We start from the raw sequence: 20,328 nt of genomic DNA on the forward strand, positions 1-20,328 counted from the left end.
GGCACACGAGATCGAGCGCGTGCGTGCCGCCGTCGGTCAGCATGATCTGCGTGGGTTCCGCATGGACGCCGTGCTGCGCGAGCCGCCACGCCAACTGCTGGCGCAACGCGGGCAGCCCGAGCGGCGTCGCGTAGTCGGTCAGCGCGTCGGCTTCGTCGCGTGACACCGCGCGCAGCGCACGTCGCAGGCTTTCGTCCGGCAGCCACGACGACGGCAGCCAGCCGCAGCCCGGCTTCACCGAGCTCGGCGCCGCCTCAAGTGCCTGGCGCGACAGCCACAGCGGATCGAGTTCGCGATCGAGGCGCGGGCCGAGTTCGGCGAGCGCGAGCGGCGGCGCGTGCCCGGACACGTAGAAGCCGGAGCCGCGCCGCGCGACGAGCACGCCTTCGCTCGCGAGCCGCTCGTATGCGTCGACGACGGTCGATTTCGACACGTGCAGCGCGTCGGCCATCATCCGGATCGACGGCACGCGCGCGCCGGGCATCAGCGCGCGGCTCGCGATCCGTGCGCGCAGCGTGTCCATCACGGTTTCCACGCGGGTGCGCGACGGCGCGGGCGGAGCAGGGGCTTGCATGGAACGGCTCATGGCGAGAGGGAACTGTACGGACGGTTGTCCAGTACAGTTTGTCCGAATTGTATTGGGCTGTAGCTTACGCGCTTTTCACGGGCGGCGGATCATCGGTCATTCACCTTTTTCCGATCAGGATTTCCCGTGCAAAAGACGACCGACGGATGGCTCAGCGGCCTGCTGGGCGTGATCATCTTCAGTGGCTCGCTGCCCGCGACGCGCGTCGCGGTTCAGGGGCTCGATCCGCTGTTCCTCACGTTCGCGCGCGCGACGATCGCCGGCGTGCTCGGCCTGATCCTGCTCGTCGCGCTGAAACAGAAGCGGCCGACGCGTACCGAGACCGCGTCGCTCGTCGTCGTCGCGCTCGGGGTCGTGGTCGGTTTCCCGTTGCTGACGGCGCTCGCGCTCAAGCACGTGACGTCCGCGCATGCGATCGTGTTCGTCGGGTTGTTGCCGCTCGCGACCGCGCTGTTCGGTGTCTGGCGTGGCGGCGAACGGCCGCGGCTGCCGTTCTGGATCTTCTCGCTGGTCGGCAGCGGGGCGGTGGCCGCGTTCGCGCTGCGCAACGGCGGAAGTGCGTCGGTGCTGGGCGACGCGCTGATGCTGGCCGCGATCGTCGCATGCGGGCTCGGTTATGCGGAAGGCGCGCGCCTGTCGCGCCAGCTCGGCGGCTGGCAGGTGATCTCGTGGGCGCTCGTGCTGTCGCTGCCGGTGATGCTGCCGCTCGCGTGGTTCACGTGGCCCGCGACGTTCGATGGCGTCGATGCTGCCGCGCTGTGGGGGCTCGCGTACGTGTCGCTGTTCAGCATGCTGATCGGCTTCGTGTTCTGGTATCGCGGCCTCGCGCTCGGCGGGATCGCGGGCGTCGGCCAGCTTCAGTTGCTGCAGCCGTTCTTCGGTTTCCTGCTCGCGGCCGGGCTGCTGCACGAGACGGTGCCGCCGTCGATGCTCGCCGTGACGGCGGTGGTTGTCGGCTGCGTCGCGGGGGCGAAGTACTTCTCGAAGATGGCGCCCGTGCAGCGCGCGGGCTGACGCGCCGGCGCGCGACGACGTGACGGGTGCCACCCGTTCGCCGTCGCGCGGGCGCGGCTTGCGGCTTACCCCATCACCACGTTCGCGAGCCGGAACTGGTACGCGGTCGCGGTGGTGCCGCCGCCGCCGCCCGTCATCACGATGTCCGCGCTCTTGATCCCCAGCAGCGACAGTTCGGTGTTGATGTCGGACAGCACGGCCGAATTCATCACCGCGCCCTGTTCGATCTGCGACGCCGTGCCGATCCACAGCGTCGGCTTGAACTCGAACACGGCCTTCTGCCCCGGCACGATGCCCGTCTTGTGCGCGAGCAGCCGGTTGTCCTTGAAGACCGACGCGGTGATCGCCCCCTGGCTCAGGTCGTTGCGCAGCTGGATCTCGCGCGACGTCGGCGCCGGGCCGGCCAACGCGAGCACGTTGCCCGACGTCGAGCGCGACACGTTGAAGACCTGTCCGTTGTCCGCGCGCTTCTGTGGCATGTAGTTGCCGTCGGCATCGCTCGCGGAGACGGTCGTCAGCATCGGGAACACGAACGGATGGTTGTCGCCGCGCCCGCAGTTGGTGATGACCTTCCACGCGATCGCGAGCTCGTCGAAGTCAGTCGACACGTTCTTCTGGAAGATCACGATCTGGCTGTTGTTGACGTCGTTCGACAGGTTGACGAAGTTGAGATTGATGTCCATGAGTCACCTTGGTTCGATTTGGATAACTGATTGAATGGGCGCCGGCCGTACATCGCCGGCGCACGAACCGTTACGCCATCACCACGTTTTCCAGCCGGAACGTGAACGGCATCGAGCGCGGGCCGGGGCCGCCGCCGGTCATCACGATGTCGGCGCTCGCGATGCCGAGCAGCGACAGTTCCGTGTTGATGTCGGAGATCACCGCGGAATTCATCAGCGCACCCTGTTCGATCTGCGATGCGACGCCGATCCAGATCGTCGGCTTGAACTGGAACACGGCCTTCTGGCCCGGCGCGACGGACGTCTTGCGCGCAAGCGCGCTGCCGTCCTTGTAGATCGTCGCGTTGATCGCGCCGGCCGGCAGGTCGTTGCGCACCTGCACCTCGGAGCTCGCGCCCGGGTCGCCGCCGAGTTGCAGCACGTCGCCCGAGCTCGAGCGCACGACCTGGAACACCTGGCCGTTCGAGGCGACCTGCTGCGGCATGTAGTTGCCCCAGCTGTCGCTCGCGCTCACGCTCATCGTCATCGGGAACTTGAACGGATGGTTGTCGCCCTGGCCGCAATTGCGGATCACCTTCCACGCGATCGCGAGTTCGTCGAAGTCGGTCGCCACGTTCTTCTGGAAGATCACGACGCTCGAGTTGTTGGCGTCGTTCGAGCGGTTGATCAGGTTCAGTTGGATATCCACGTCGTTGCTCCTTGAGTTTGAAAAGACGGCAGTCGGTCTGCCGCACACCTTTCCCGCCGGACCGGCCGCGAAGCCGTGCCGTCAAGCCGGTTCAATCCGTGTCTGGCGGCGCTACGCGCGCACGATGTGTTCGAGCGCGAATGCAAACGGCTGCGCGTCGGTGCCGGTGCCGCCGCCCGTCATCACGATGTCTGCCGCGGCGACGCCCGCCAGCGGCAGAAGCGTGTTCGCGCTCGATAGCACCGCCGCGTGCAGCGCGCGGCTTTCCTGTATCTGCGACGCCACGCCGATCCACAGCGTCGGCGTGAAGCGAAACACGGCCTTCTGCCCGGGCGCGACCGCTTCCTTCACCGCGATCAGCCGGCCTGCGCTGAACGCGTTGACGTTCACGGCGCCGCGCCGCAGCCGGTTGACGACCTCGATGTCGCCGCCCGGTGCGTCGGCCGAGTCGGGCACGAGCCGGCCGCGTCCCGTCGGCTGCGCGTCGACCACGAAGCGCATGCCGGCGGGCGCCGTGACGCGCGGCGAGAAGTTGCCGTGCTCGTCGCCGAGCGCGACGTCGATGTCGGTCGAGTAGTCGAACGGATGGAAGCAGTCGCGTCCGCAATAACGGATCACCTTCCACGCGATCGCGAATGCGTCGAGATCGGGGATCACGTCGCGCTGGAACAGCACGACCTCGCTGTTGCCGCAGTCGTTCGAGCGATTGACGAAGCGGAGCTTGATGTTCATGACGCCTGCTCCTGATCGGACGTGCCGCGATCGTCGCGCAGCGTGCGGTCGGCCCACTGCGCAAGCGCGGGCGCGACGCCATTCGCGAGCGACGCGACGTGCAGCGCATGTGCACGCGCCTGGGCCTGAAGATCGCCCGCGAAGCGGCCGAGCGCCATCAAGGCATCGGCGGGGCCGCGCGTGCGGCCGAGATCGTCGAGATATTGTGCGGCCGCGTCGGCCATCGCGCCCGCATGCTGCAGATGGCTCTGTGTGACGCGTGTCGCGAGATCGGCGTTCAGTGCCGCCAGCTCCTTGACCGCGGCGGCCGAACTGCCGGGCGCGAACCGTTCGAGCTGGCCGCGCCACAACGCGTCGGTCGCGGCCTGGCAGGCATCCGTGTAACGGTGGCCGGCGAGCAGCGCGGTGTGCGCGAACGCGCGCCACGCGGGGCCGCCGGGCGTGCAGCCGGTGCCGGTCGCCTGCGCGGCGACCTTGCCGAACTGCTGGAGCGCGTCGGCGTGCGCGCGTTCCCATTGGGCGATGAACGTGGAGAACATGGCGATTCCTCGTGATGAAGGGGCGGTGACGGCGCGATGGCGGCCGATACGTGGATTACTGACGCGCGGCGCCGAGGCGCTGCACCATCCGCATCACGGCGGCCATCTGCGGCGCGTCGCGGCGGTAGAAGCCGGGGTGGAGCGGATCGGTGCTCGTATAGCCCCAGAAATCCCAGCAGCCGAGCGGATTGACGGCCGATTTTTCGACCTGTGGATAGAGCACGATCAACCGGTTCGTATCGGCGATCTCGTTGTAGCCGACGCCGCGAATCATCTTCTCGCCGACGGCAGCGACGTTCTGCACGCAGCCGTGGAACACCACGTGCACCGCGCAGGCCACGCGCTCGCAGTCGGCCGGTACGTATGCGTAGCCCGTGTCGCCGAGCGACGCGCCGCGCTGCGGATCGAACGTGCGCTGATCGAACTTCAGCAGCTTGCCGCCTGCCTGAGTGGCAGGCGGATTGAGCGGCTTGTCAGGTGTGCCGTAGATCCAGCGCACGATGTCGTGCGCCTGCTGGAAGCCGCAGTTGTCGATATACGGGCTCGCGTTCGCGCTGCATGCGTTGTCTTCGGGGCGGTTCGTGATGAACGCATGCCCGGCGTCCGGCGATTCGCGGTACTGGAGGTTCGCGGCCGGGACCTGCGCGAGCGTGTAGAAGCGCGCGGTCTGGTCGACGACGCGCGTCGACACCACCGTATCCTTCGCGCCGCTGAACACGTAGATGCGCTGACCACGCAGCGCGGCCGGATCGTCGATCTCGCCGCGCTGCGCGAACATGCGCGCGGCGCGCCATGCATCGGCCGCGGATGGTGCGGGGCCGATCGGCTGCATGCACAGCGTGGTGGCGGCCACCGCCGGCGGGATCAACTCGTTCACGCCCGCACAGTAGAACGGCCCGCCCGCCACGATGCCCGCGCCGATCAGCCGGCTCGAGAACGCGACGTCGAACTGCGCGGCCATGAAGCCGCCGGACGACAGCCCCGACACCGACGTGCGCTGGAGGTCGGCGCCGTATGCGGGCAGCGGATCGGCGGGGGCGGCGACGGCGTGCGGCGCGACCGACGCCACTGCGGCAACGGCGACGCATGCGGCGCCGAGCACGCGGCGCAGCGTGCGCGAAACGGTGGAACGGGGCGGCGTCGTGCGGCCGGGCGAGCGAGTGACCTTCATGCGGGACTCCTGACGTGACGAGTAACGAATGGCGAATGACGGACGGCTGGAACGGATGCGGCAAGACTTCAGCGACGGTTTCAGCTTACGGGCGGCCGACGACGTGCGAAATGGCGCGAACGACATGCGCGGCGACCCGTGACGTTCGGCCGGTGCGGTGTCCCGGCGCTCACGACATGAACAGCGCGCGCTCGGCCTGGCGGCGCTTGGTGAGCCCCGCGAGCGGCTTGCCGCCGGCCTTGTTCCAGACGAGGAACTGGTCGGCCGCACGCGCGCACGCGCCGGCGTTCAGGTAGCGCAGCAGCGTGGACGAACGCAGCCGTCCCGCGCCGAGATTGAAGACGAACGACATCAGCGCATCGAACTGCTGCTGCGTGACCGGCACGCGCAGCAGCTTGCGCAGGTTCAGCTCGGCGCCGCGCAGGTCGCGCCGCAACAGCGCCTCGGCTTCGGCCGGCGTGAGCGGTCGTGTGAAGCGCTCGTGCGGCAGGATCAGGTGCCCGTAGCCGATCGTCGGCTTGCCGACCGCGTCGAGATAGCGCGCGAGCCGCAGCCCCTCGAACTGCTTGATCAGCGCGATGCCTTGCTCACCGGTGTGTTCAGGCTGGTTCGCCATCGTCGTTCTCCTTGCTGCCCGGCCGTGCGCGCGGCACCAGGCGATGAGTGTATTCGTCGATCACGCGCATGATCGCTTCGGGCGGCGGCAGCGCCGCGAACTGCATTTCGATGTCGATGTGCTCGGTGTCGCGCTGCCGCGCGTTGCCCTGCGCGTCCTTCTTCCCGGAGCGCGGCGCGAACGTCACGTAGAAGCGGCCGCGCTGGTCGTCGTCGCCCGCGACACCGCCGGCCGGCAACGCCTCGGTGAAGTCGCCGCGCACCGTCAGGTGCACGATCATCCGGTCGAGCGCGAGTCCGCGCGGCGTGGCGAGCGCGACGAGCGGCACCGGCATCGTATGCTCCGCGTCGAGCGCGACCGTGACCTCGCGTGGCGCGAGCAGGCCGTCGTCGCGCAGGTCGAAGAACTGATCGAGCACGGCCGTGTACTGGTGCGCGAGCAGTTGGTTCGCGGCGGCCGCGGCGTGCTGCATCCCGCGCGCGATTTCGTCGAGCGCGATGCCACGTGGCGGCGGGCGCTCGTCGTCGGCCGGCGTGCCCGGCGGCGCCGGCGGGGCGGGCGGAGCGGGGGGTAGGCCGCCGGCGGACGCGCCGGGCGCGGTGCCTGGTGCGTCGTGCGTGACCGGCGCGGCCCCGGCCGGCGAGCCGGAGGCCTCGGGCGGCACGTGGCGCACCGGATCGGCGGTTACCGCCTCCGAGGCACCGGTGCCTGAGACCGTCCCGGTCTTGCCGGCCGCCGCACCGGCCGGCGGCGGGTCCGTCGCGTCCGGTTCCGGCCGGGCTGTGCTGCCGCCCGGACGCGTATCCCCATCGTCGTGCCCGCCGTCCGCGCGGCGAGACCGTCTGAAGAGCCTGAACATGACCGGCCCGCGCGCTTACGCGTGCGCCGGCTGCTGGGCATCCGAACCGGCTCCGGCAGGCGCGGCCGTGCCGCCGCCCGCCGCCGACGCATCGCCGACCAGCTTGCCGTCGGTCGGCGTCGCCGGCAGCGGCTTCACGGCCTTCGCGTTGCCTTCCGTGACGACCGGCTTGGTCGCGGCTTCGGTCAGGAAGTCGATCACGCGCATCAGCGCTTCGGGCGGCGACTGGCGCTTCACCTGCGTATGGATCGAATATTTCGCGCGCGTGTCGGTGCTGCGCGTCTGCTCCGCCTTGTGCGACACACGCCCGGACACGCTGACGCTGATCGGCCCCCAGCCGAACTTCGCCTGGAATTCGCCGCCGGCCTCGGTCGACGACGACGACTTCTCCGATTGCGTAATCTCCATTTCGAAGTCGATCGTGCCTTCCTCGATCGCGATGATCGGATGGACGATCGCCGCGAGCAGCGGGATGCGCATCGTCTTCTGCACGACGCCCTTCGACACGCCGGCTTCGTCCACCAGCGTCTCGTCGTAGTCGAACTGGACGGCCACGGCCTTGCCGCCCTGGATGCAGACCTGCATCAGGAAATCCGCGTAGCTCTTCGCGGCCTGCGTCTGCGCGCTGATCATCGCCTTTAACGGGCCGGCGATCATTTGGTCCATGGGTAAAGCGTTAATCACTGAGCCGATGAAATTCGCGTCCATGAATAAACTCCTCTTCGTGTTGAAGACAACGGAAATTCGTTGTCTTTATTTACGTTAGGAAATTGAAGACGTTTACAAAATATGACGTCCGTCACGTCCGGCGGCCATGGTCGGCCCTCGGCGGGCATCGGTACGCGCGGCGTGGATGAATTAGGCCATTCGTCACGGAGCGACGGGCCTAGTGCGCGGCGGGTAAAACAGCGGTAAAAAAACGCCGGGTAGGGAAGCAAAAAAACCTAAACCGAGCATCCCGATTTCGAGGAAACCGCGCAATGAACGTTCTGATGATCGATAGCCCGCCGTTATTCGTCGCGGGCGTGGCGGACGTACTGTGTAAACGCGATGTCGACTGGCATGTGTGGTCGGCTCGCCGTCCCGAGGACGTCTTGCGCTTGCGCGACGCGTTGCTGCCCGGGACGGTCGAGGCGATCACGATCGAATGCGACGAGCACGCCGCGCGGCCGAGCTGGCCGAGCGTGCTGAACGAGACGTTCGCCGGCGCGCCATGGTTGTGCGTGGTGGCCATCGTGTGCCGCCGCACGATTGCCGATGCGCTGCTGGCGGGGGCGGCCGGCATCATCGACCGGCACGCGAGCGCTGACGAGTTCGCTGACGCGCTCGGCCGGGTCGCGGCTGGTGCGATCTACGTGCCGCCGAGCGACGGCGGCGCGACGCAGGCGCGCCCGGGCGGCGTGCCGGCCGGGGACGATCGCGCATTCGAGCGCCTCACGCCGCGCCAGCGCGACGTGCTGCGGCTGCTGGCCGAAGGCAAGTCGAACAAGCAGATCTGCCGCGTGCTCAACGTCGCGGAAGGCACGATCAAGAACCACCTGTATGCGCTGTTCCGCCAGATCGGCGTGAGCAACCGGACCGAGGCCGCATTGTGGCTTGCACGCCACGTGCCGTCCGAGCCGGCGGCATTCGCGTTCGCGCCCGTCTGCAGTTCGCCCGGCTGAGGCTGGTCGCGGCGGGCCCCGGTGTGTGCCAGCATCCGGTGTCGCGTTGCGTTGAAGTCCATCGGGCCGGAGGCGGGGTGCCCGGGCCGGTCATCGGTCGCGGCGAGCCGCGTGGCCGAGTACGTCGCGCGCGCACGGCGACGTGCGTGCCGGAAACGGCGAACGGGCCGCGCAGGCCGCGCGCCCCGTTCGGCGGCGCCCGTCGACACCGGGCGCCGGCGTGCTTACGCGACGTGCGCGACGCCGTATTGCGAGGACAGGTAGCGCCGGATATCGGCCGGCGAATCGATGAAGCGGCGGCCGTTGTGTTCGCGAATCCCGACCGCGTCGTCCTTCGGCGCCTGCCCGTCGCCCAGGACGAGCACCGGCGCGGACTGGTTGTCCTCGCCGATCAGCGCGACGATCGGCCGGCGCGGCCGCGGCGCGTCGACGTACTCGACCGAGACGGCGTCGCGCAACTGCGGATAGAAGCTCAGCAGCCCTTCGACGGCAACCGAGTCGCCGCAGTAGAACGGACCTTCGGAGTCCTTGAAGAAACCCGGGCGGAGAATGAACAGCGTGTCTTTCATGATGGCCTCGCTATCAGTGGTGGTCGGACGTTGAAAAAAACGGGAGTGCGGGGAGATGCGTGCGACGCGCCCGATGTCAGGCTTCCGCGAGCGCGGCCGCGGCGGCACGCATTCTCGCGAAACCGGCGTCGAGGTCGGCGATCATGTCGTCGGGATGCTCGAGCCCTGCGTGGATGCGCAGCAGCGGGCCGGCTGCCAGCCATGGCGTCGCGGTACGGTGGCGCGACGGATTCGACGGAATGATCAGGCTTTCGAAGCCGCCCCAGCTGTAGCCCATGCCGAAGCACGTCATGCCGTCGAGCAGTGCGCGCACGGCATCGTCGGGCTGCGGATGCAGCACCAGGCCGAACAAGCCGCACGCGCCCGTGAAGTCGCGCTGCCACAGCGCATGGCCGGCATCGCCCGGCCGGGCCGGATACAGGATCTGCGCGACTTCCGGCTGCCGCGCGAGCCATTCGGTCAGCACGTGCGCGTTGCGCTGGTGGCGTTCGAGGCGCACCGACAACGTGCGCAGCCCGCGCAGCGCGAGATACGCATCGTCGCCGCTGACGGTCATCCCGAGCTGCCGGTAGCAGCGCGTGACCTTCTGCGCGAGCGCCTCGGTTATCAGGATCACGCCCATCAGCACGTCGGAGTGTCCGGCGATGTACTTGGTCGCCGCGTGAATCGACACGTCGACGCCGTGCGAGAACGAGCGGAAATTCAACGGCGTGCCCCACGTATTGTCGAGCAGCACGACTGCATCGTGCTGGTGCGCGATGCGGCAGATCGCGGGAATGTCCTGCACCTCGAAGGTCAGCGAGCCCGGCGATTCGGTAAAGACCGCGCGCGTGTTCTGCCGCATCAGCGACGCGATGCCGGCGCCGATCGACGGATCGTAATAGGTCGTCTCGATACCGAGGCGCGCGAGCGTCTCGTCGCAGAACGAGCGGGTCGGGTCGTACACCGAGTCGGCCATCAGCAGATGGTCGCCGGGGTTCAGTACCGCTAGCAGCGCGGTCGTGATCGCGCTGAGGCCGCTCGGCGTGAGCAGCGCGGCGTGCGCGCCTTCGAGGCGTGCGAGCGCCTTTTCGAGCGCACGCGTGGTCGGGCTGCCGTGGCGTCCGTACGCGAGCGGCGTGCCGCGCACCGCGTCGAGCGCGTCGGTGCCGTGAAAGAGCAGCGTCGACTGGCGATACACGGGCGGGTTCACCGGCGAGCCGGGCTGGCCGTGCGCGCGGCCTTCGTGAGCGAGCAGGGTGTCGGTCGAGTGCGGTTGGTTCAAGATGTCGTCCTTTGAAAGTCGGTCAAATCGGAGCGCAGCCGTCGCGCGGTCAGTGCAGGATCTTGTCGAGGAAGTCGCGCGCGCGTTCGGAGCGCGGCGCGGCGAAGAATGCTTCGCTCGCCGCATCCTCGACCACCGCGCCCTGATCCATGAAGATCACGCGATGCGCGACCTTTCTCGCGAAGCCCATCTCGTGCGTAACGCACACCATCGTCATGCCGTCGCGCGCGAGCTCGACCATTACGTCGAGCACTTCGTTGATCATCTCGGGATCGAGCGCGGAGGTCGGTTCGTCGAACAGCATCGCGACGGGGTTCATCGACAGCGCGCGTGCAATCGCGACGCGTTGCTGCTGTCCGCCCGACAACTGCCCCGGATACTTGTGCGCGTGCGCCCTCAGGCCGACGCGATCGAGCAGCTTCATCGCGTTCTCGATCGCTTCGTCCTTGCGACGGCCGAGCACCTTGACCTGCGCAAGCGTCAGGTTGTCGGTGATCGACAAGTGCGGGAACAGCTCGAAATGCTGGAACACCATGCCGACGCGTGCGCGCAGTTGCGCGAGTTTCGCGGCGGGGTCGCCGAGCCGCATGCCGTCGACGACGATGCTGCCTTTCTGGAATGGCTCGAGGCCGTTGATCGTCTTGATCAGCGTCGACTTGCCGGAGCCCGACGGCCCGCAGACGACGACCACTTCGCCTTTCGATACCGCCGCGCTGCATTCGGAAAGGACCTGATGCTTGCCATACCACTTGGAAACGTTGTCGAGCGTAATCATGGTTGTCCGTGATTGAGGTTCGGGTTGAACGAGGTGCGCATGCTCAATGCGTGGACGGCAGCGAGAGGCGCGTCTCGACGCGGCCCTGCAGCCGCGTGAGCAGCGTGCTCAGCACCCAGTAGATCGCGGCGGCCGCGAGGTAGAGCGGCAGCGGTTGAAACGTCGCGGCGATCACTTCCTGCGTCGAGCGCAGCAGCTCGGTGACGGTGATGACGGACACGAGCGACGTGTCCTTGATCAGGCTGATCAGCGTATTGCCGAGGCTCGGCACCGCGAGGCGCAGCGCCTGCGGGCAGACGATGTAGCGCAGCGTCTGCACGTGCGTGAGGCCGAGGCTGTGCGCGGCCGCCCATTGTCCGCGGCCGATGCCGAGGATCGCGCCGCGCATGCTTTCCGACAGGTAAGCGCCGGCGTTGAGCGTCAGCGTGAAGATGCCGGCCGTCGTCGGATCGAGCGTGATGCCGAGATCGGGCAGCCCGTAGTAGACGACGAACATCTGCACGAGCAGCGGCGTGCCGCGCATCAGGCTGACGTAGCCCTGCGCGAGACCGGACGCGAGCCGGTTGCTGCCGATCCGCATGATCGCGACCACGAGCCCGACGACGAGGCCGAGGGCCATCGACGCCACCGCGAACTTCAGCGTGAGCAGCGCGCCCTTCACCATCACGGGCAGGGTTTGAATGACCAGATCGAGTGCTTCCATCGCGTGTCTCCTGATTGTGTGTCGTGTGCGCCGAGGTGGCGGCCGGCCCGCGCGAGCGCGTGCGCGGCCGCGTGACGGCTGCGTTATTGCGCGATCGGTTTCGTCGTGTCCGAGCCGAACCACTGCATCGAGATTTTCTTCAGCGTGCCGTCCTGCTGCAGCGACGCGACCGCATCGTCGATCGCCTTCGCGAACTTCGGGTTGCCCTTGCGGAACGGGATCCCCATGCGGTCCTCGCCGCCGGCGAGCACGGAGCCGGGGCGCAGCGGCAAGTGCGAGTTCTTGATCAGATAGCTCAGCATCAGGCGGTCGTTGACCGCCGCGTCGATACGCCCCGCCGCGAGGTCGCGCAGGTTTTCCGGTGTACCCGGATAGACCTGCAGATCGATCGCGGGCACGGTCTTCACGAGATCGACGTAGTTGCTGCCCATCGTCACGCCGACCTTCTTGCCCTTCAGCTCGTCGAGCGACTTGAACGCACGCGTGTCGTTCTGGCGCTGCAGCAGCTGCGCGGAGGAATACACGTACGGCATGCTGAAGTCGAGCGCCTGCTGGCGCGACGGCGTGATCGCGACCTGGTTGACGATCACGTCGAACTTGCCGGCCTGCAGCCCGGCGAGAATTCCGCTCCATTCGGTCGTGACGAACTGCGGCTTCACGCCGAGCCGTGCGGCGACGGCCTTCGCGACGTCGACGTCGAACCCTTCGAGTTGTCCTTCGGCGTTGCGGTAGTCGAACGGCGGGTAGGTGCCTTCGAGCGCGATCTTCAGCACGCCGGCCTGCTTGACGGTGTCGAGCAGGTCCGCCGCGTGCGATGCGGTGGCCGCCACGCAGAGGAGGGCGGCGGCGAGGCCTTGCTTGAGCGTCGGGGTGAAGGGCTTCATGGTTGTCTCCGGGGTTGTTGTCGAAACGTCGTTGTCGAAAATTCAGGGTGAGCGCGTCCGCGGCGACGGGCGGCGTCGCCGTGGGCGGGAAGCGGGAAACAGTGCGGCGAGAGACGGTGCGAGCCGTGTGCCGCGAGGCGTTACGGCATGCGTTCGCGCACGGTGGCGTAGCGTTGCGCGGCGAAGAATTCAAGCATCGTGTTCATGAGTGCCCGTGCGGCTTGCGAGTGGGGTAGACCGGTTGCATCGTCGATGCGTGTCCGGTGACGCAAATGCTGAACGACTGAGGGCAATCTTAGTTTTGTCAAAAAGGAAAGTGCTTCCAAAAATGCATGGACTTTCCACGCGGCGTGGAAAGTTTTTCTCCATGCGTGAAGCACGGTGCATGCGATCTGCTGCGGTTGTACGGGGTGCGCAGCATCGGGTGCTACGGCGTGGTCGAGCGGTTGCGCCCGAAACGATTGCTGAAAAGCAGAACGGCCAGGCATGCCGGTAGTGGCAAGCCTGGCCGTTGGCGTCCGCCGCGTCGAACGCGGCGCGAAGGCGCGTTTTACTCGAACGTTTCGAGCGCAAGCAGTTCGTCGATCGTCTGCCGGCGGCGGATCAGCCGCGGCGTGCCGCGATCGACGAGCACTTCCGGCGCGAGCGGCCGGCTGTTGTAGTTCGAGGACATCGACGCGCCGTATGCGCCCGCGTCGTGCAGGAACAGCAGGTCGCCGATCTGCGGCTGCGCGAGCTTGCGGTGCGTGACCACGCCGCCCGCGTCCTGCGTGAACACGTCGCCCGACTCGCACAGCGGCCCTGCGATCGCGATGTCGACGAGCGGCCGGCCGGCAGGCAGTGCGCCGTCGTGCGTGTGCACGGACACCGCGTGGTAGCTGCCGTACATCGACGGACGCATCAGGTCGTTGAAGCCCGCGTCGATCAGCACGAAGTCGTGCTTCGGCCGGTGGTTCACGGCCTGCACTTCGGTGACGAGCGTGCCGGCTTCCGCGACGAGGAAGCGGCCCGGTTCGATCTCGATGCGCACCGCGTGGCCGAGATGCCGTTCGATCCGCTTGCGCGCGGCGTCCCACTGGCTGAAGTAGTGACCGACGTCGACGCGCGGCTCGCCGTCGCGATACGGAATCGACAGCCCGCCGCCGGCGGAGATGGCTTCGATGTCGTGGCCGAGCGACGTGACGAGCTCGACCATCGCGTCGCACACCTGCGACAGATGGCCGTAGTCGACGCCCGAGCCGATATGCATGTGGATGCCGACCAGCTTCAGCCCGTACTGGCGCACGATCTCGATCGCGCGCGGCACGTCGTCGATCCAGATGCCGTGCTTGCTCTGCGGACCGCCGGTGTTGGTCTTGTTGCTGTGGCCGTGGCCGAAGCCCGGGTTCACGCGCAGCCATACGCGGTGGCCGGGCGCATGCTCGCCGACGCGCGCGAGCATGTCGAGCGAGCCGGCGTTCACGGTCACGCCGTGCTTCAGCACGGCCGCGAGCGTCGGGCGGTCGATCAGGTCGGCCGTGAACACGACGCCTTCCGGTTCGCCCGCAGGACTGAATCCGGCCGCGAGGCTGCGCTCGATTTCGCCGAGCGACACGGCGTCGACGCACGCACCTTCGTCGCGCATCAGCTTCAGGATATGCAGGTTCGAGTTCGCCTTCTGCGCATAGCGGATCACGTCGAACTGGCGCAGTTGGGCGATGCGGTCGCGGATGACGTCGGCGTCGTACGCCCACAGCGGGGTGCCGTATTGCTGCGCGAGCGCCGCGAGCTGGCGGGAATCGAGGGACATGGCGGAAGAATCGGATCGAATGAACGGATAGCGTGAATGATGCGCCTGAACGTCTATACAGTAAAATGCCTGTTTTTCGAGATTCTATTCATTTTGGATATAGGCGCTCATGCTCACACACCGGCACATCGAGGTCTTCCGCGCGCTGATGGTCACCGGCAGCACGACGCGTGCGGCCGAGATGCTCTATACGTCGCAGCCGACGATCAGCCGCGAGCTCGCACGCATGGAGCAGGTGATCGGCTTCGCGCTGTTCGAGCGCTCGCACGGGCGGCTGCGGCCGACGATGGCCGCGCTCACGCTGTTCGACGACGTGCGGCTCGCGTATGTGGGGCTCGAGCGCGTCGCGGCGACGGCCGCGCGGCTGCGCGAGTTTCGCGACGGGCAGTTGTCGGTGATCGCGCTGCCGGCGTTTTCGCACGCGATCCTGCCCGGCGCCTGCCGGCGTTTCCATGACGCGCATGCGGGCGTCAGCGTGTCGGTCGCGACGCAGGAGTCACCCGTGCTCGAGGAGTGGCTGACCGCGCAGCGCTACGATCTCGGGCTGACCGAACACGACATCGCGCCGGCCGGCACGGTCCTCACGCCGTTGCTCGAAGTCGACGAGGTATGCGTGCTGCCCGACGGCCATCCGCTGCTCGCGCAACGCGCGATCGATCTAGCGGATCTCGCCGATCGCCCGTTCGTGAGCCTGTCGCTGAACGACCCGTACCGGATCCTGATCGACGAGGCGTTCGCGCAGCTCGGCGTCGCGCCGCGTTCGATCGTCGAGACGCCGTCGGCCGTGTCGGTGTGCGCATTCGTGCGGCAGGGGCTCGGCGCCGCGATCGTCAACCCGCTGACCGCGCTCGATTTCGTCGGACGCGACCTGCACGTGCGGCCGCTCACGCGCTCGTTTCCGTACCGCGTCAGCGTGATCGTGCCCGAGCACCGGCCGAAGAGCCTGCTCGTCGACGCATTCGCCGACGCGCTGCGCGGCGAAGCGCACGCGATTCGCCAGCGGCTCGCCGCGCTGCCCGGCTGACGCCGGCCGTATGATGGGCGTTTCGCTGCGCGGCGGGTCATCCTCCGCGTCATCTTCATGGAAACGGAACCGGACATGACGGACGCATCATCTTCCCTCGAACAACCGACGCTCACCGGCGAGTGCATCGTACTGCGGCCGCTCGAGGCATCCGACCGGCAAGCGTTGCTCGATGCGGCGGCGGACGGTCGGTTGTGGAACCTGAAGGTCACGGTCGTGCCGGGCGAGGACACGGTCGACGCCTATATCGACACGGCGCTGCAAGGCCGCGCGGCCGGCACCGTGATGCCGTTCGTAATCGTCGATCGCGCGTCGGGCCGCGTGATCGGCAGCACGCGTTTCTGGAAGATCGACCGCAAGAATCGCAAGCTCGAGATCGGTCATACGTGGCTGAGCGAATCGGCGCAGCGCACGCGTGCGAATACCGAGGCGAAATGGCTGCTGCTCTCGTACGCGTTCGACACGCTGCACTGCGTGCGCGTGCAGTTCACGACCGATGAACTGAACGAGAAGTCACGCGCGGCGATTCTGCGGCTCGGCGCGAAGCAGGAAGGGATCGTGCGTCACGAGCGGATCATGCCCGACGGCCGCAAGCGCAATTCGGTGCGCTTCAGCATCATCGACGACGAATGGCCGGACGTGAGCGAGCGGTTGCGCGCGAAGCTGGCGACGTAACGCGAACCGGGGAGGCGCTGGCGTCGCGCCGCCGAAAGGGGGACGGCGACGCGACGAGCGGGGAAGCGGGGAAGAGGAGCACCGCGCGCGATGCGCGGTGGGGCATCGCGTTACTGTGCCGATGCGAGGTGGTGACGCTGGGCGAGCTTCTGCGCGTCCGCGTAGTGCGCCTGCAGGATCGGCAGCGCCTGGCGTGCGACTTCCTTCAGCTTCGTGTCGCGTCCCGAAGCGATTTCGGCCTGGAATGCCGAGATCGTCTTTTGCTGGCCGGCGAGCGCGACCTGCTCGATGTATGCCTTGTCGAATTCCGCGCCGCGCAGGTTCTTGATGCCGTCCAGCACGGCCGTGTCGGGATCGTTGGCCGGCACGTCGACGCCGCGCGGGCTGGCCGCGCGCATCGCCTGGATGATCTTCTCGTCGTCGGTCGACACGCGCTGCGCGAACGCCTTCACCTGGCTGTCCGACGTGCGCGAATTGGCGATGCGTGCGGCATCGTGCTGCGTCGACACGGTTTTCGTGCCGTCGGTGATGAAAGTCTGGTCGGCTTCGTGGATGCGCGTTTGCGTGGCGGCGGCCGGTGCGGCCGGCGCCGGTTGCGCGGTTTGCGCGGTCGCCGTCACGGCGACGAGAAGCAGGCCAGCGGCAGACAATGCAAGGCGCGAGACTTGGGGAAAGCGGTTCATGGGACCTCCTTTCAATCGGGGCTCTGATTAACGGGCGGATCGGGTGATCCGCAGCTGTGCGAGAGACCGGGCGCGCCCGGGCCGGACTCGGTGGCCGCTCTGCCGCGGCGGCGTTCGAAGTGTTTCCCGGCCCGACTGATTCTAGGAGACCGCTCAGGTAGCAGGTGCAACCGCGCTGTGGTTTGTGTAACGGTTGGTAAGACGAATCGATGTGTGTGCGCGCGGGCAGGTAGAGCGTACCTGTCGCGCGCATCGTGGCGGAAATTTTTGCGTGCGCGGCGTGCATGCAATGGCTGCGATGTGTGCGCGTGTCATCGGCGTTTCATCGTCTTGCGGGCAGAGCGCGTTGGTTGCTTCGCGATCCGTCGAATCGAACGCGCGATTCGCGCTGCGTCCTCACACGCGGTCGAGCAAGGCGTCGAGATGCGGCAGCAATGGCGTCGCGCAATGCGCCTGCAACGCGTCGGCGGCCGTGTAACCCCACGAGACGCCCTGGAAGGCGATCCGCGCGCGGCGTGCCGCTTCGGCGTCGCGGATTTCGTCGCCGACGTACAGCACGTCGGCGGGCTGCATGCCCGCTTCGCGCACGAGCGCGCGCAGCCGGCGCGCCTTGCCGAACAGCGGAATGCCGCACGCGAACGTATCGACGCATCGGCTCGCATGCGGGCCGAGCCGGTCGCGCACGATGTCCTCGCTGTTCGACGTCGCGATCGCGATGCGGATGCCGCGCGCGGCGAGCGCGTCGAAGGTCGTGTCGACACCCGGGAACAGCTTCACGTGCGCGATGCGTGGCCGCATCAGCCGGCGCATGTCGAGCGTCACGCGCGGCACTTTCCACATCGGCACCTCGAGCGCGCGGATGATCTCGCGCGCCGACATGCCGCGTAGCGCCGGGCGCAGGTCGGCCGTCGCGTCGCGAAAGCCGTGCATGCGCGACGCTTCGGTCAGCGCCGCGAGAAAGCAGTCGAGCGAATCGGCGAGTGTGCCGTCGAAGTCGAACGCGATGAGTCGATAGGGCATGAAGCGATGCTGCGAGTTCATTGAGCCGGTGACGATATCACCGAATCGAGCCGCGTGGCCCGTGCGATCGGTTGTGCCCGCGGCGAGGCGAGACGAGATGGAAGAGCAGACGCCGGAGTGCGCCGCGCGGCGTTCGGTTGCCTCGGCTGGTCGAGTCGCGCTATCGTTGCTGCTCCGCCCCCGACCCGACCGGAGAGCCGACGTGCCCGCAGCCACTCCCGCCACGCTGAGATTTTCCACCGACAAGCGCGAACTCGACATCGACGCGATCTTCGATTTCCTGCACCGGGACGCGTACTGGTCGCAGGGCATTCCGCGCGACGTCGTGGAGCGTGCGATCGACGGATCGCTGTGCTTCGGCGCGTACGTGGGCGACCGGCTCGTCGGGTTCGCGCGGCTCGTGACCGACCACGCGACGTTCGCGTACCTGTGCGACGTCTTCGTCTTGCCGGCCGACCGCGGCAACGGCTATGGCCGCGCGCTGATCGACCACGTATTCGCGCAGCCGATGGTGCGCAGCCTGCGCCGCATCATGCTCGTGACGACCGATGCGCACGAACTGTACCGGCCGGTCGGCTTCGGGCCGTCCGCGAATCCGGAGCGGCTGATGGAGATTCGCCGCCCCGACATCTACGTGAAACGCTGATGCGCGGCGAGCGCATACAATACGCGCTTTCGTTTTGCCGAAGGGAAGCAGATCATGACCGAACAGGAAGCCGAACAACTCGCCACGCATCGTCACTACAAGGGCGGGCTGTATCGCTACATCGGCGTTGCCCGTCATTCCGAAACCGAGGAATCGGTGGTGGTGTACGAGCATCTGTGGCCGCATGCGCGCGGCCTGTGGGTGCGGCCTGAAGCGATGTTCAACGAGAACCTGCCGGACGGCACCCCGCGCTTTCGCAAACTGCGCGACTGAGCCGTGGCAGGTGGCAGGTGGCGGCAGACGGGCGCGCCGCCGCGCAATCGCAAGCGGCGCGCGCGTCGCTGTTGCCCGTCGCGCGGCGCGGCTCCGCCGGCCTTACGCGCCGGCCAGCGCCTTCGACAATTCGGGCGGCGCGTGCGTGGCCGTCACCTCCGGCGTCCCATGCCACGCCGCCAGCCGTTTCACGGCCTTCGCGACGTCGGCCGCGAGCCCCGTGCCGAACCGCACGCCCGGCTCGACATGCACCGCCTTCAATTCGAACGTGCCGAGCGCGCGATGCGCTTTCGCGTCGACACGCCCGATCAGCCGGCCGCGATGCAGCACCGGCAGGCAGAAATAGCCGTAGCGCCGCTTGTGCGCGGGCGTATAGCACTCGATCGTGTAGTCGAACCCGAATAGCGTCGACGCGCGCCGCCGGTCCCACACCACCGGATCGAACGGCGACAGCAGCGTCGTGACGGTCGAGCGCAGCGTATCGGCCGCGGCGGCCGGCAGCAGCGCTTCGAGCGAGCGATGCACGTAGGCCGGCTCCTTCCAGTCCGCGATCTCCACCTGAATCAGTTCGCCCGCATCCGCGAGCCGCTCGAGCTCCGCGCGGTACGAACGGCGCGGCAGCCGGTAGTAATCGGCCACCCAGTCCGCGCGCACGACGCCGAGCGCGCGGCACGTGTAGTCGAGCAGCGCGGGCAGCACCGCGTCGCGCGGCGGCAGGTCGCGTGCATCGTCCCAGCCGGGCAGCACGCGTTCGCGCACGTCGTAGATCCGCTGAAAGTTGCGGCGTTCGGACACCATCAGGTCGCCGGTCGTGAACAGCACCTCCAGGTGCTTTTTCTCGGGCTTGCGGTCCCACCATCCGTTGCCCTTCGCGCCGTCTTCGCGAATGAAATCCGCCGACCGCACCGGGCCTTCGTCGCGAATTCGCGCGAGCATGCGGTCGATGTCCGCGCGATTCTGCTCGTGCCATTCGGCCGCGTATTTCCAGCCCATTCCCGACGGATCGAGCATCTTGTAGCGCATCAGCCCGAATTGCTCGACCGGCAGGAAGCACGCCTCGTGCGACCAGTATTCGAACAGGCGCGCCTCGGCAAGATGTTCGTCGAGCCACTGCGGGGCGAAGTCGCCGAGGCGGCTGAACAGCACGAGATACGGGCTGCGCGCGACGACGTGAATGGTATCGATCTGCAACTGCGCCATCCGGCGGATCGTGTCGAGCACGTCGGCCTTGGTGGCCTTGCGGCGGGGCGGGGTCAGCAGGCCCTGCGCGGCGAGATGCAGCGCGCGGGCGGCGGCGGGCGAGAGCGTAAGCATCGGAACGGCGGCTGAGGGTGGCAGTCGGGCACCACTTTAGCGCGAAAGCGGCGCACGTGTGCGACGCATGCACGCGACGCTTCTGACAATGCTTGACAGATGCGCGGCGCGACTTTCCCTATAGTGCAGTCATGGCGCGACGAAATGTGCGCGCGAC

At 67.8% G+C, this 20,328-nt stretch carries 24 protein-coding genes; 6 read left to right on the plus strand and 18 right to left on the minus strand.

Annotated elements, in window-relative coordinates; all coding sequences use genetic code 11:
- Positions 1 to 586, minus strand: a 586-nt coding sequence (locus tag DIE11_RS26315) for a GntR family transcriptional regulator (protein ID WP_124628090.1), incomplete at its 3' end; no start/stop codon positions are given.
- Between the two features lie 126 nt (positions 587 to 712).
- On the opposite strand from DIE11_RS26315, the gene DIE11_RS26320 reads away from it, so the two are divergent.
- Positions 713 to 1,600: a DMT family transporter gene (locus DIE11_RS26320; protein WP_124628091.1), complete on the plus strand. Its 888-nt coding sequence runs from the start codon at positions 713 to 715 to the stop codon at positions 1,598 to 1,600.
- Between the two features lie 65 nt (positions 1,601 to 1,665).
- On the opposite strand, the gene DIE11_RS26325 is transcribed toward DIE11_RS26320, so the two are convergent.
- The 8 genes from DIE11_RS26325 to DIE11_RS26360 all read right to left on the minus strand — a co-directional run bounded on the left by DIE11_RS26325 (position 1,666) and on the right by DIE11_RS26360 (position 7,596).
- On the minus strand, positions 1,666 to 2,283 hold the full coding sequence (locus tag DIE11_RS26325; RefSeq protein WP_059600109.1) for a hypothetical protein: 618 nt from the start codon (positions 2,281 to 2,283) through the stop codon (positions 1,666 to 1,668).
- Between the two features lie 70 nt (positions 2,284 to 2,353).
- Positions 2,354 to 2,971, minus strand: a complete 618-nt coding sequence (locus tag DIE11_RS26330) for a hypothetical protein (protein ID WP_059600108.1) — start codon at positions 2,969 to 2,971, stop codon at positions 2,354 to 2,356.
- A gap of 111 nt (positions 2,972 to 3,082) precedes the next feature.
- Entirely contained in the window at positions 3,083 to 3,703 is a 621-nt protein-coding gene (locus DIE11_RS26335; RefSeq protein WP_124628092.1) for a hypothetical protein, read from the minus strand.
- Positions 3,700 to 4,242, minus strand: coding sequence for a hypothetical protein (locus tag DIE11_RS26340; protein ID WP_124628093.1), 543 nt, complete (start codon positions 4,240 to 4,242; stop codon positions 3,700 to 3,702). The genes DIE11_RS26335 and DIE11_RS26340 overlap by 4 nt, the downstream gene beginning before the upstream one ends.
- A 55-nt stretch (positions 4,243 to 4,297) precedes the next feature.
- The gene (locus DIE11_RS26345) at positions 4,298 to 5,413 is read right to left on the minus strand and encodes a poly(3-hydroxybutyrate) depolymerase (RefSeq protein ID WP_124628094.1); all 1,116 of its coding nucleotides are present in this window, start codon (positions 5,411 to 5,413) and stop codon (positions 4,298 to 4,300) included.
- A gap of 169 nt (positions 5,414 to 5,582) precedes the next feature.
- Positions 5,583 to 6,029, minus strand: a complete 447-nt coding sequence (locus DIE11_RS26350) for a lysozyme (protein WP_124628096.1) — start codon at positions 6,027 to 6,029, stop codon at positions 5,583 to 5,585.
- Positions 6,013 to 6,693: a DUF2589 domain-containing protein gene (locus DIE11_RS26355; RefSeq protein WP_260437181.1), complete on the minus strand. Its 681-nt coding sequence runs from the start codon at positions 6,691 to 6,693 to the stop codon at positions 6,013 to 6,015. Before DIE11_RS26355 ends, DIE11_RS26350 begins: the two co-directional genes overlap by 17 nt.
- 210 nt (positions 6,694 to 6,903) lie before the next feature.
- A complete protein-coding gene (locus DIE11_RS26360; protein ID WP_059685956.1) occupies positions 6,904 to 7,596 on the minus strand; it encodes a DUF2589 domain-containing protein in 693 nt (230 codons plus the stop codon).
- Between the two features lie 272 nt (positions 7,597 to 7,868).
- Here DIE11_RS26360 and DIE11_RS26365 point away from each other — a divergent pair, with 272 nt between their 5' ends.
- A complete protein-coding gene (locus DIE11_RS26365) occupies positions 7,869 to 8,552 on the plus strand; it encodes a response regulator transcription factor (protein WP_124628098.1) in 684 nt (227 codons plus the stop codon).
- A gap of 224 nt (positions 8,553 to 8,776) precedes the next feature.
- On the opposite strand, the gene DIE11_RS26370 is transcribed toward DIE11_RS26365, so the two are convergent.
- The 6 genes from DIE11_RS26370 to lysA all read right to left on the minus strand — a co-directional run bounded on the left by DIE11_RS26370 (position 8,777) and on the right by lysA (position 14,536).
- Positions 8,777 to 9,121, minus strand: a complete 345-nt coding sequence (locus DIE11_RS26370) for a DUF3088 domain-containing protein (protein ID WP_124628100.1) — start codon at positions 9,119 to 9,121, stop codon at positions 8,777 to 8,779.
- 76 nt (positions 9,122 to 9,197) lie between these two features.
- Positions 9,198 to 10,385 carry a cystathionine beta-lyase gene (gene metC / locus DIE11_RS26375; protein WP_124628102.1) on the minus strand — a complete coding sequence of 396 codons (1,188 nt, stop codon included), beginning with the start codon at positions 10,383 to 10,385 and terminating at the stop codon, positions 9,198 to 9,200.
- A 49-nt stretch (positions 10,386 to 10,434) separates the two neighbouring features.
- Positions 10,435 to 11,160, minus strand: a complete 726-nt coding sequence (locus tag DIE11_RS26380) for an amino acid ABC transporter ATP-binding protein (RefSeq protein WP_059468348.1) — start codon at positions 11,158 to 11,160, stop codon at positions 10,435 to 10,437.
- 43 nt (positions 11,161 to 11,203) lie between these two features.
- Positions 11,204 to 11,863 (minus strand): amino acid ABC transporter permease, encoded by a 660-nt coding sequence (locus DIE11_RS26385; RefSeq protein WP_059600099.1) that lies wholly within the window; start codon positions 11,861 to 11,863, stop codon positions 11,204 to 11,206.
- Between the two features lie 83 nt (positions 11,864 to 11,946).
- Positions 11,947 to 12,747: a transporter substrate-binding domain-containing protein gene (locus tag DIE11_RS26390; RefSeq protein WP_124628104.1), complete on the minus strand. Its 801-nt coding sequence runs from the start codon at positions 12,745 to 12,747 to the stop codon at positions 11,947 to 11,949.
- Between the two features lie 550 nt (positions 12,748 to 13,297).
- Entirely contained in the window at positions 13,298 to 14,536 is a 1,239-nt protein-coding gene (gene lysA, locus DIE11_RS26395; protein ID WP_124628106.1) for a diaminopimelate decarboxylase, read from the minus strand.
- 109 nt (positions 14,537 to 14,645) lie between these two features.
- Between lysA and DIE11_RS26400 the strand changes: the two genes are divergently transcribed.
- The gene (locus DIE11_RS26400) at positions 14,646 to 15,560 is read left to right on the plus strand and encodes a LysR family transcriptional regulator (protein WP_059600096.1); all 915 of its coding nucleotides are present in this window, start codon (positions 14,646 to 14,648) and stop codon (positions 15,558 to 15,560) included.
- Positions 15,561 to 15,635: 75 nt separating this feature from the next.
- Complete coding sequence (locus DIE11_RS26405) at positions 15,636 to 16,235, plus strand: GNAT family N-acetyltransferase (protein ID WP_124628108.1); 600 nt, start codon at positions 15,636 to 15,638, stop codon at positions 16,233 to 16,235.
- A gap of 110 nt (positions 16,236 to 16,345) precedes the next feature.
- Here DIE11_RS26405 and DIE11_RS26410 read toward each other — a convergent pair whose 3' ends face one another.
- Both DIE11_RS26410 and DIE11_RS26415 read right to left on the minus strand, forming a co-directional pair.
- Positions 16,346 to 16,918, minus strand: a complete 573-nt coding sequence (locus DIE11_RS26410; RefSeq protein WP_124628110.1) for a DUF4142 domain-containing protein — start codon at positions 16,916 to 16,918, stop codon at positions 16,346 to 16,348.
- Between the two features lie 396 nt (positions 16,919 to 17,314).
- Positions 17,315 to 17,938 carry an HAD hydrolase-like protein gene (locus tag DIE11_RS26415; RefSeq protein ID WP_059600317.1) on the minus strand — a complete coding sequence of 208 codons (624 nt, stop codon included), beginning with the start codon at positions 17,936 to 17,938 and terminating at the stop codon, positions 17,315 to 17,317.
- 202 nt (positions 17,939 to 18,140) lie between these two features.
- Between DIE11_RS26415 and DIE11_RS26420 the strand changes: the two genes are divergently transcribed.
- Both DIE11_RS26420 and DIE11_RS26425 read left to right on the plus strand, forming a co-directional pair.
- On the plus strand, positions 18,141 to 18,584 hold the full coding sequence (locus DIE11_RS26420) for a GNAT family N-acetyltransferase (protein ID WP_124628112.1): 444 nt from the start codon (positions 18,141 to 18,143) through the stop codon (positions 18,582 to 18,584).
- A 54-nt stretch (positions 18,585 to 18,638) separates the two neighbouring features.
- Positions 18,639 to 18,857 carry a DUF1653 domain-containing protein gene (locus DIE11_RS26425; protein WP_006751720.1) on the plus strand — a complete coding sequence of 73 codons (219 nt, stop codon included), beginning with the start codon at positions 18,639 to 18,641 and terminating at the stop codon, positions 18,855 to 18,857.
- Positions 18,858 to 18,959: 102 nt separating this feature from the next.
- On the opposite strand, the gene DIE11_RS26430 is transcribed toward DIE11_RS26425, so the two are convergent.
- Complete coding sequence (locus DIE11_RS26430; RefSeq protein WP_124628114.1) at positions 18,960 to 20,171, minus strand: winged helix-turn-helix domain-containing protein; 1,212 nt, start codon at positions 20,169 to 20,171, stop codon at positions 18,960 to 18,962.
- Between the last annotated feature and the right edge of the window lie 157 nt (positions 20,172 to 20,328).

This window comes from Burkholderia sp. Bp9012 (assembly GCF_003853825.1).
Lineage (GTDB): Bacteria > Pseudomonadota > Gammaproteobacteria > Burkholderiales > Burkholderiaceae > Burkholderia > Burkholderia diffusa.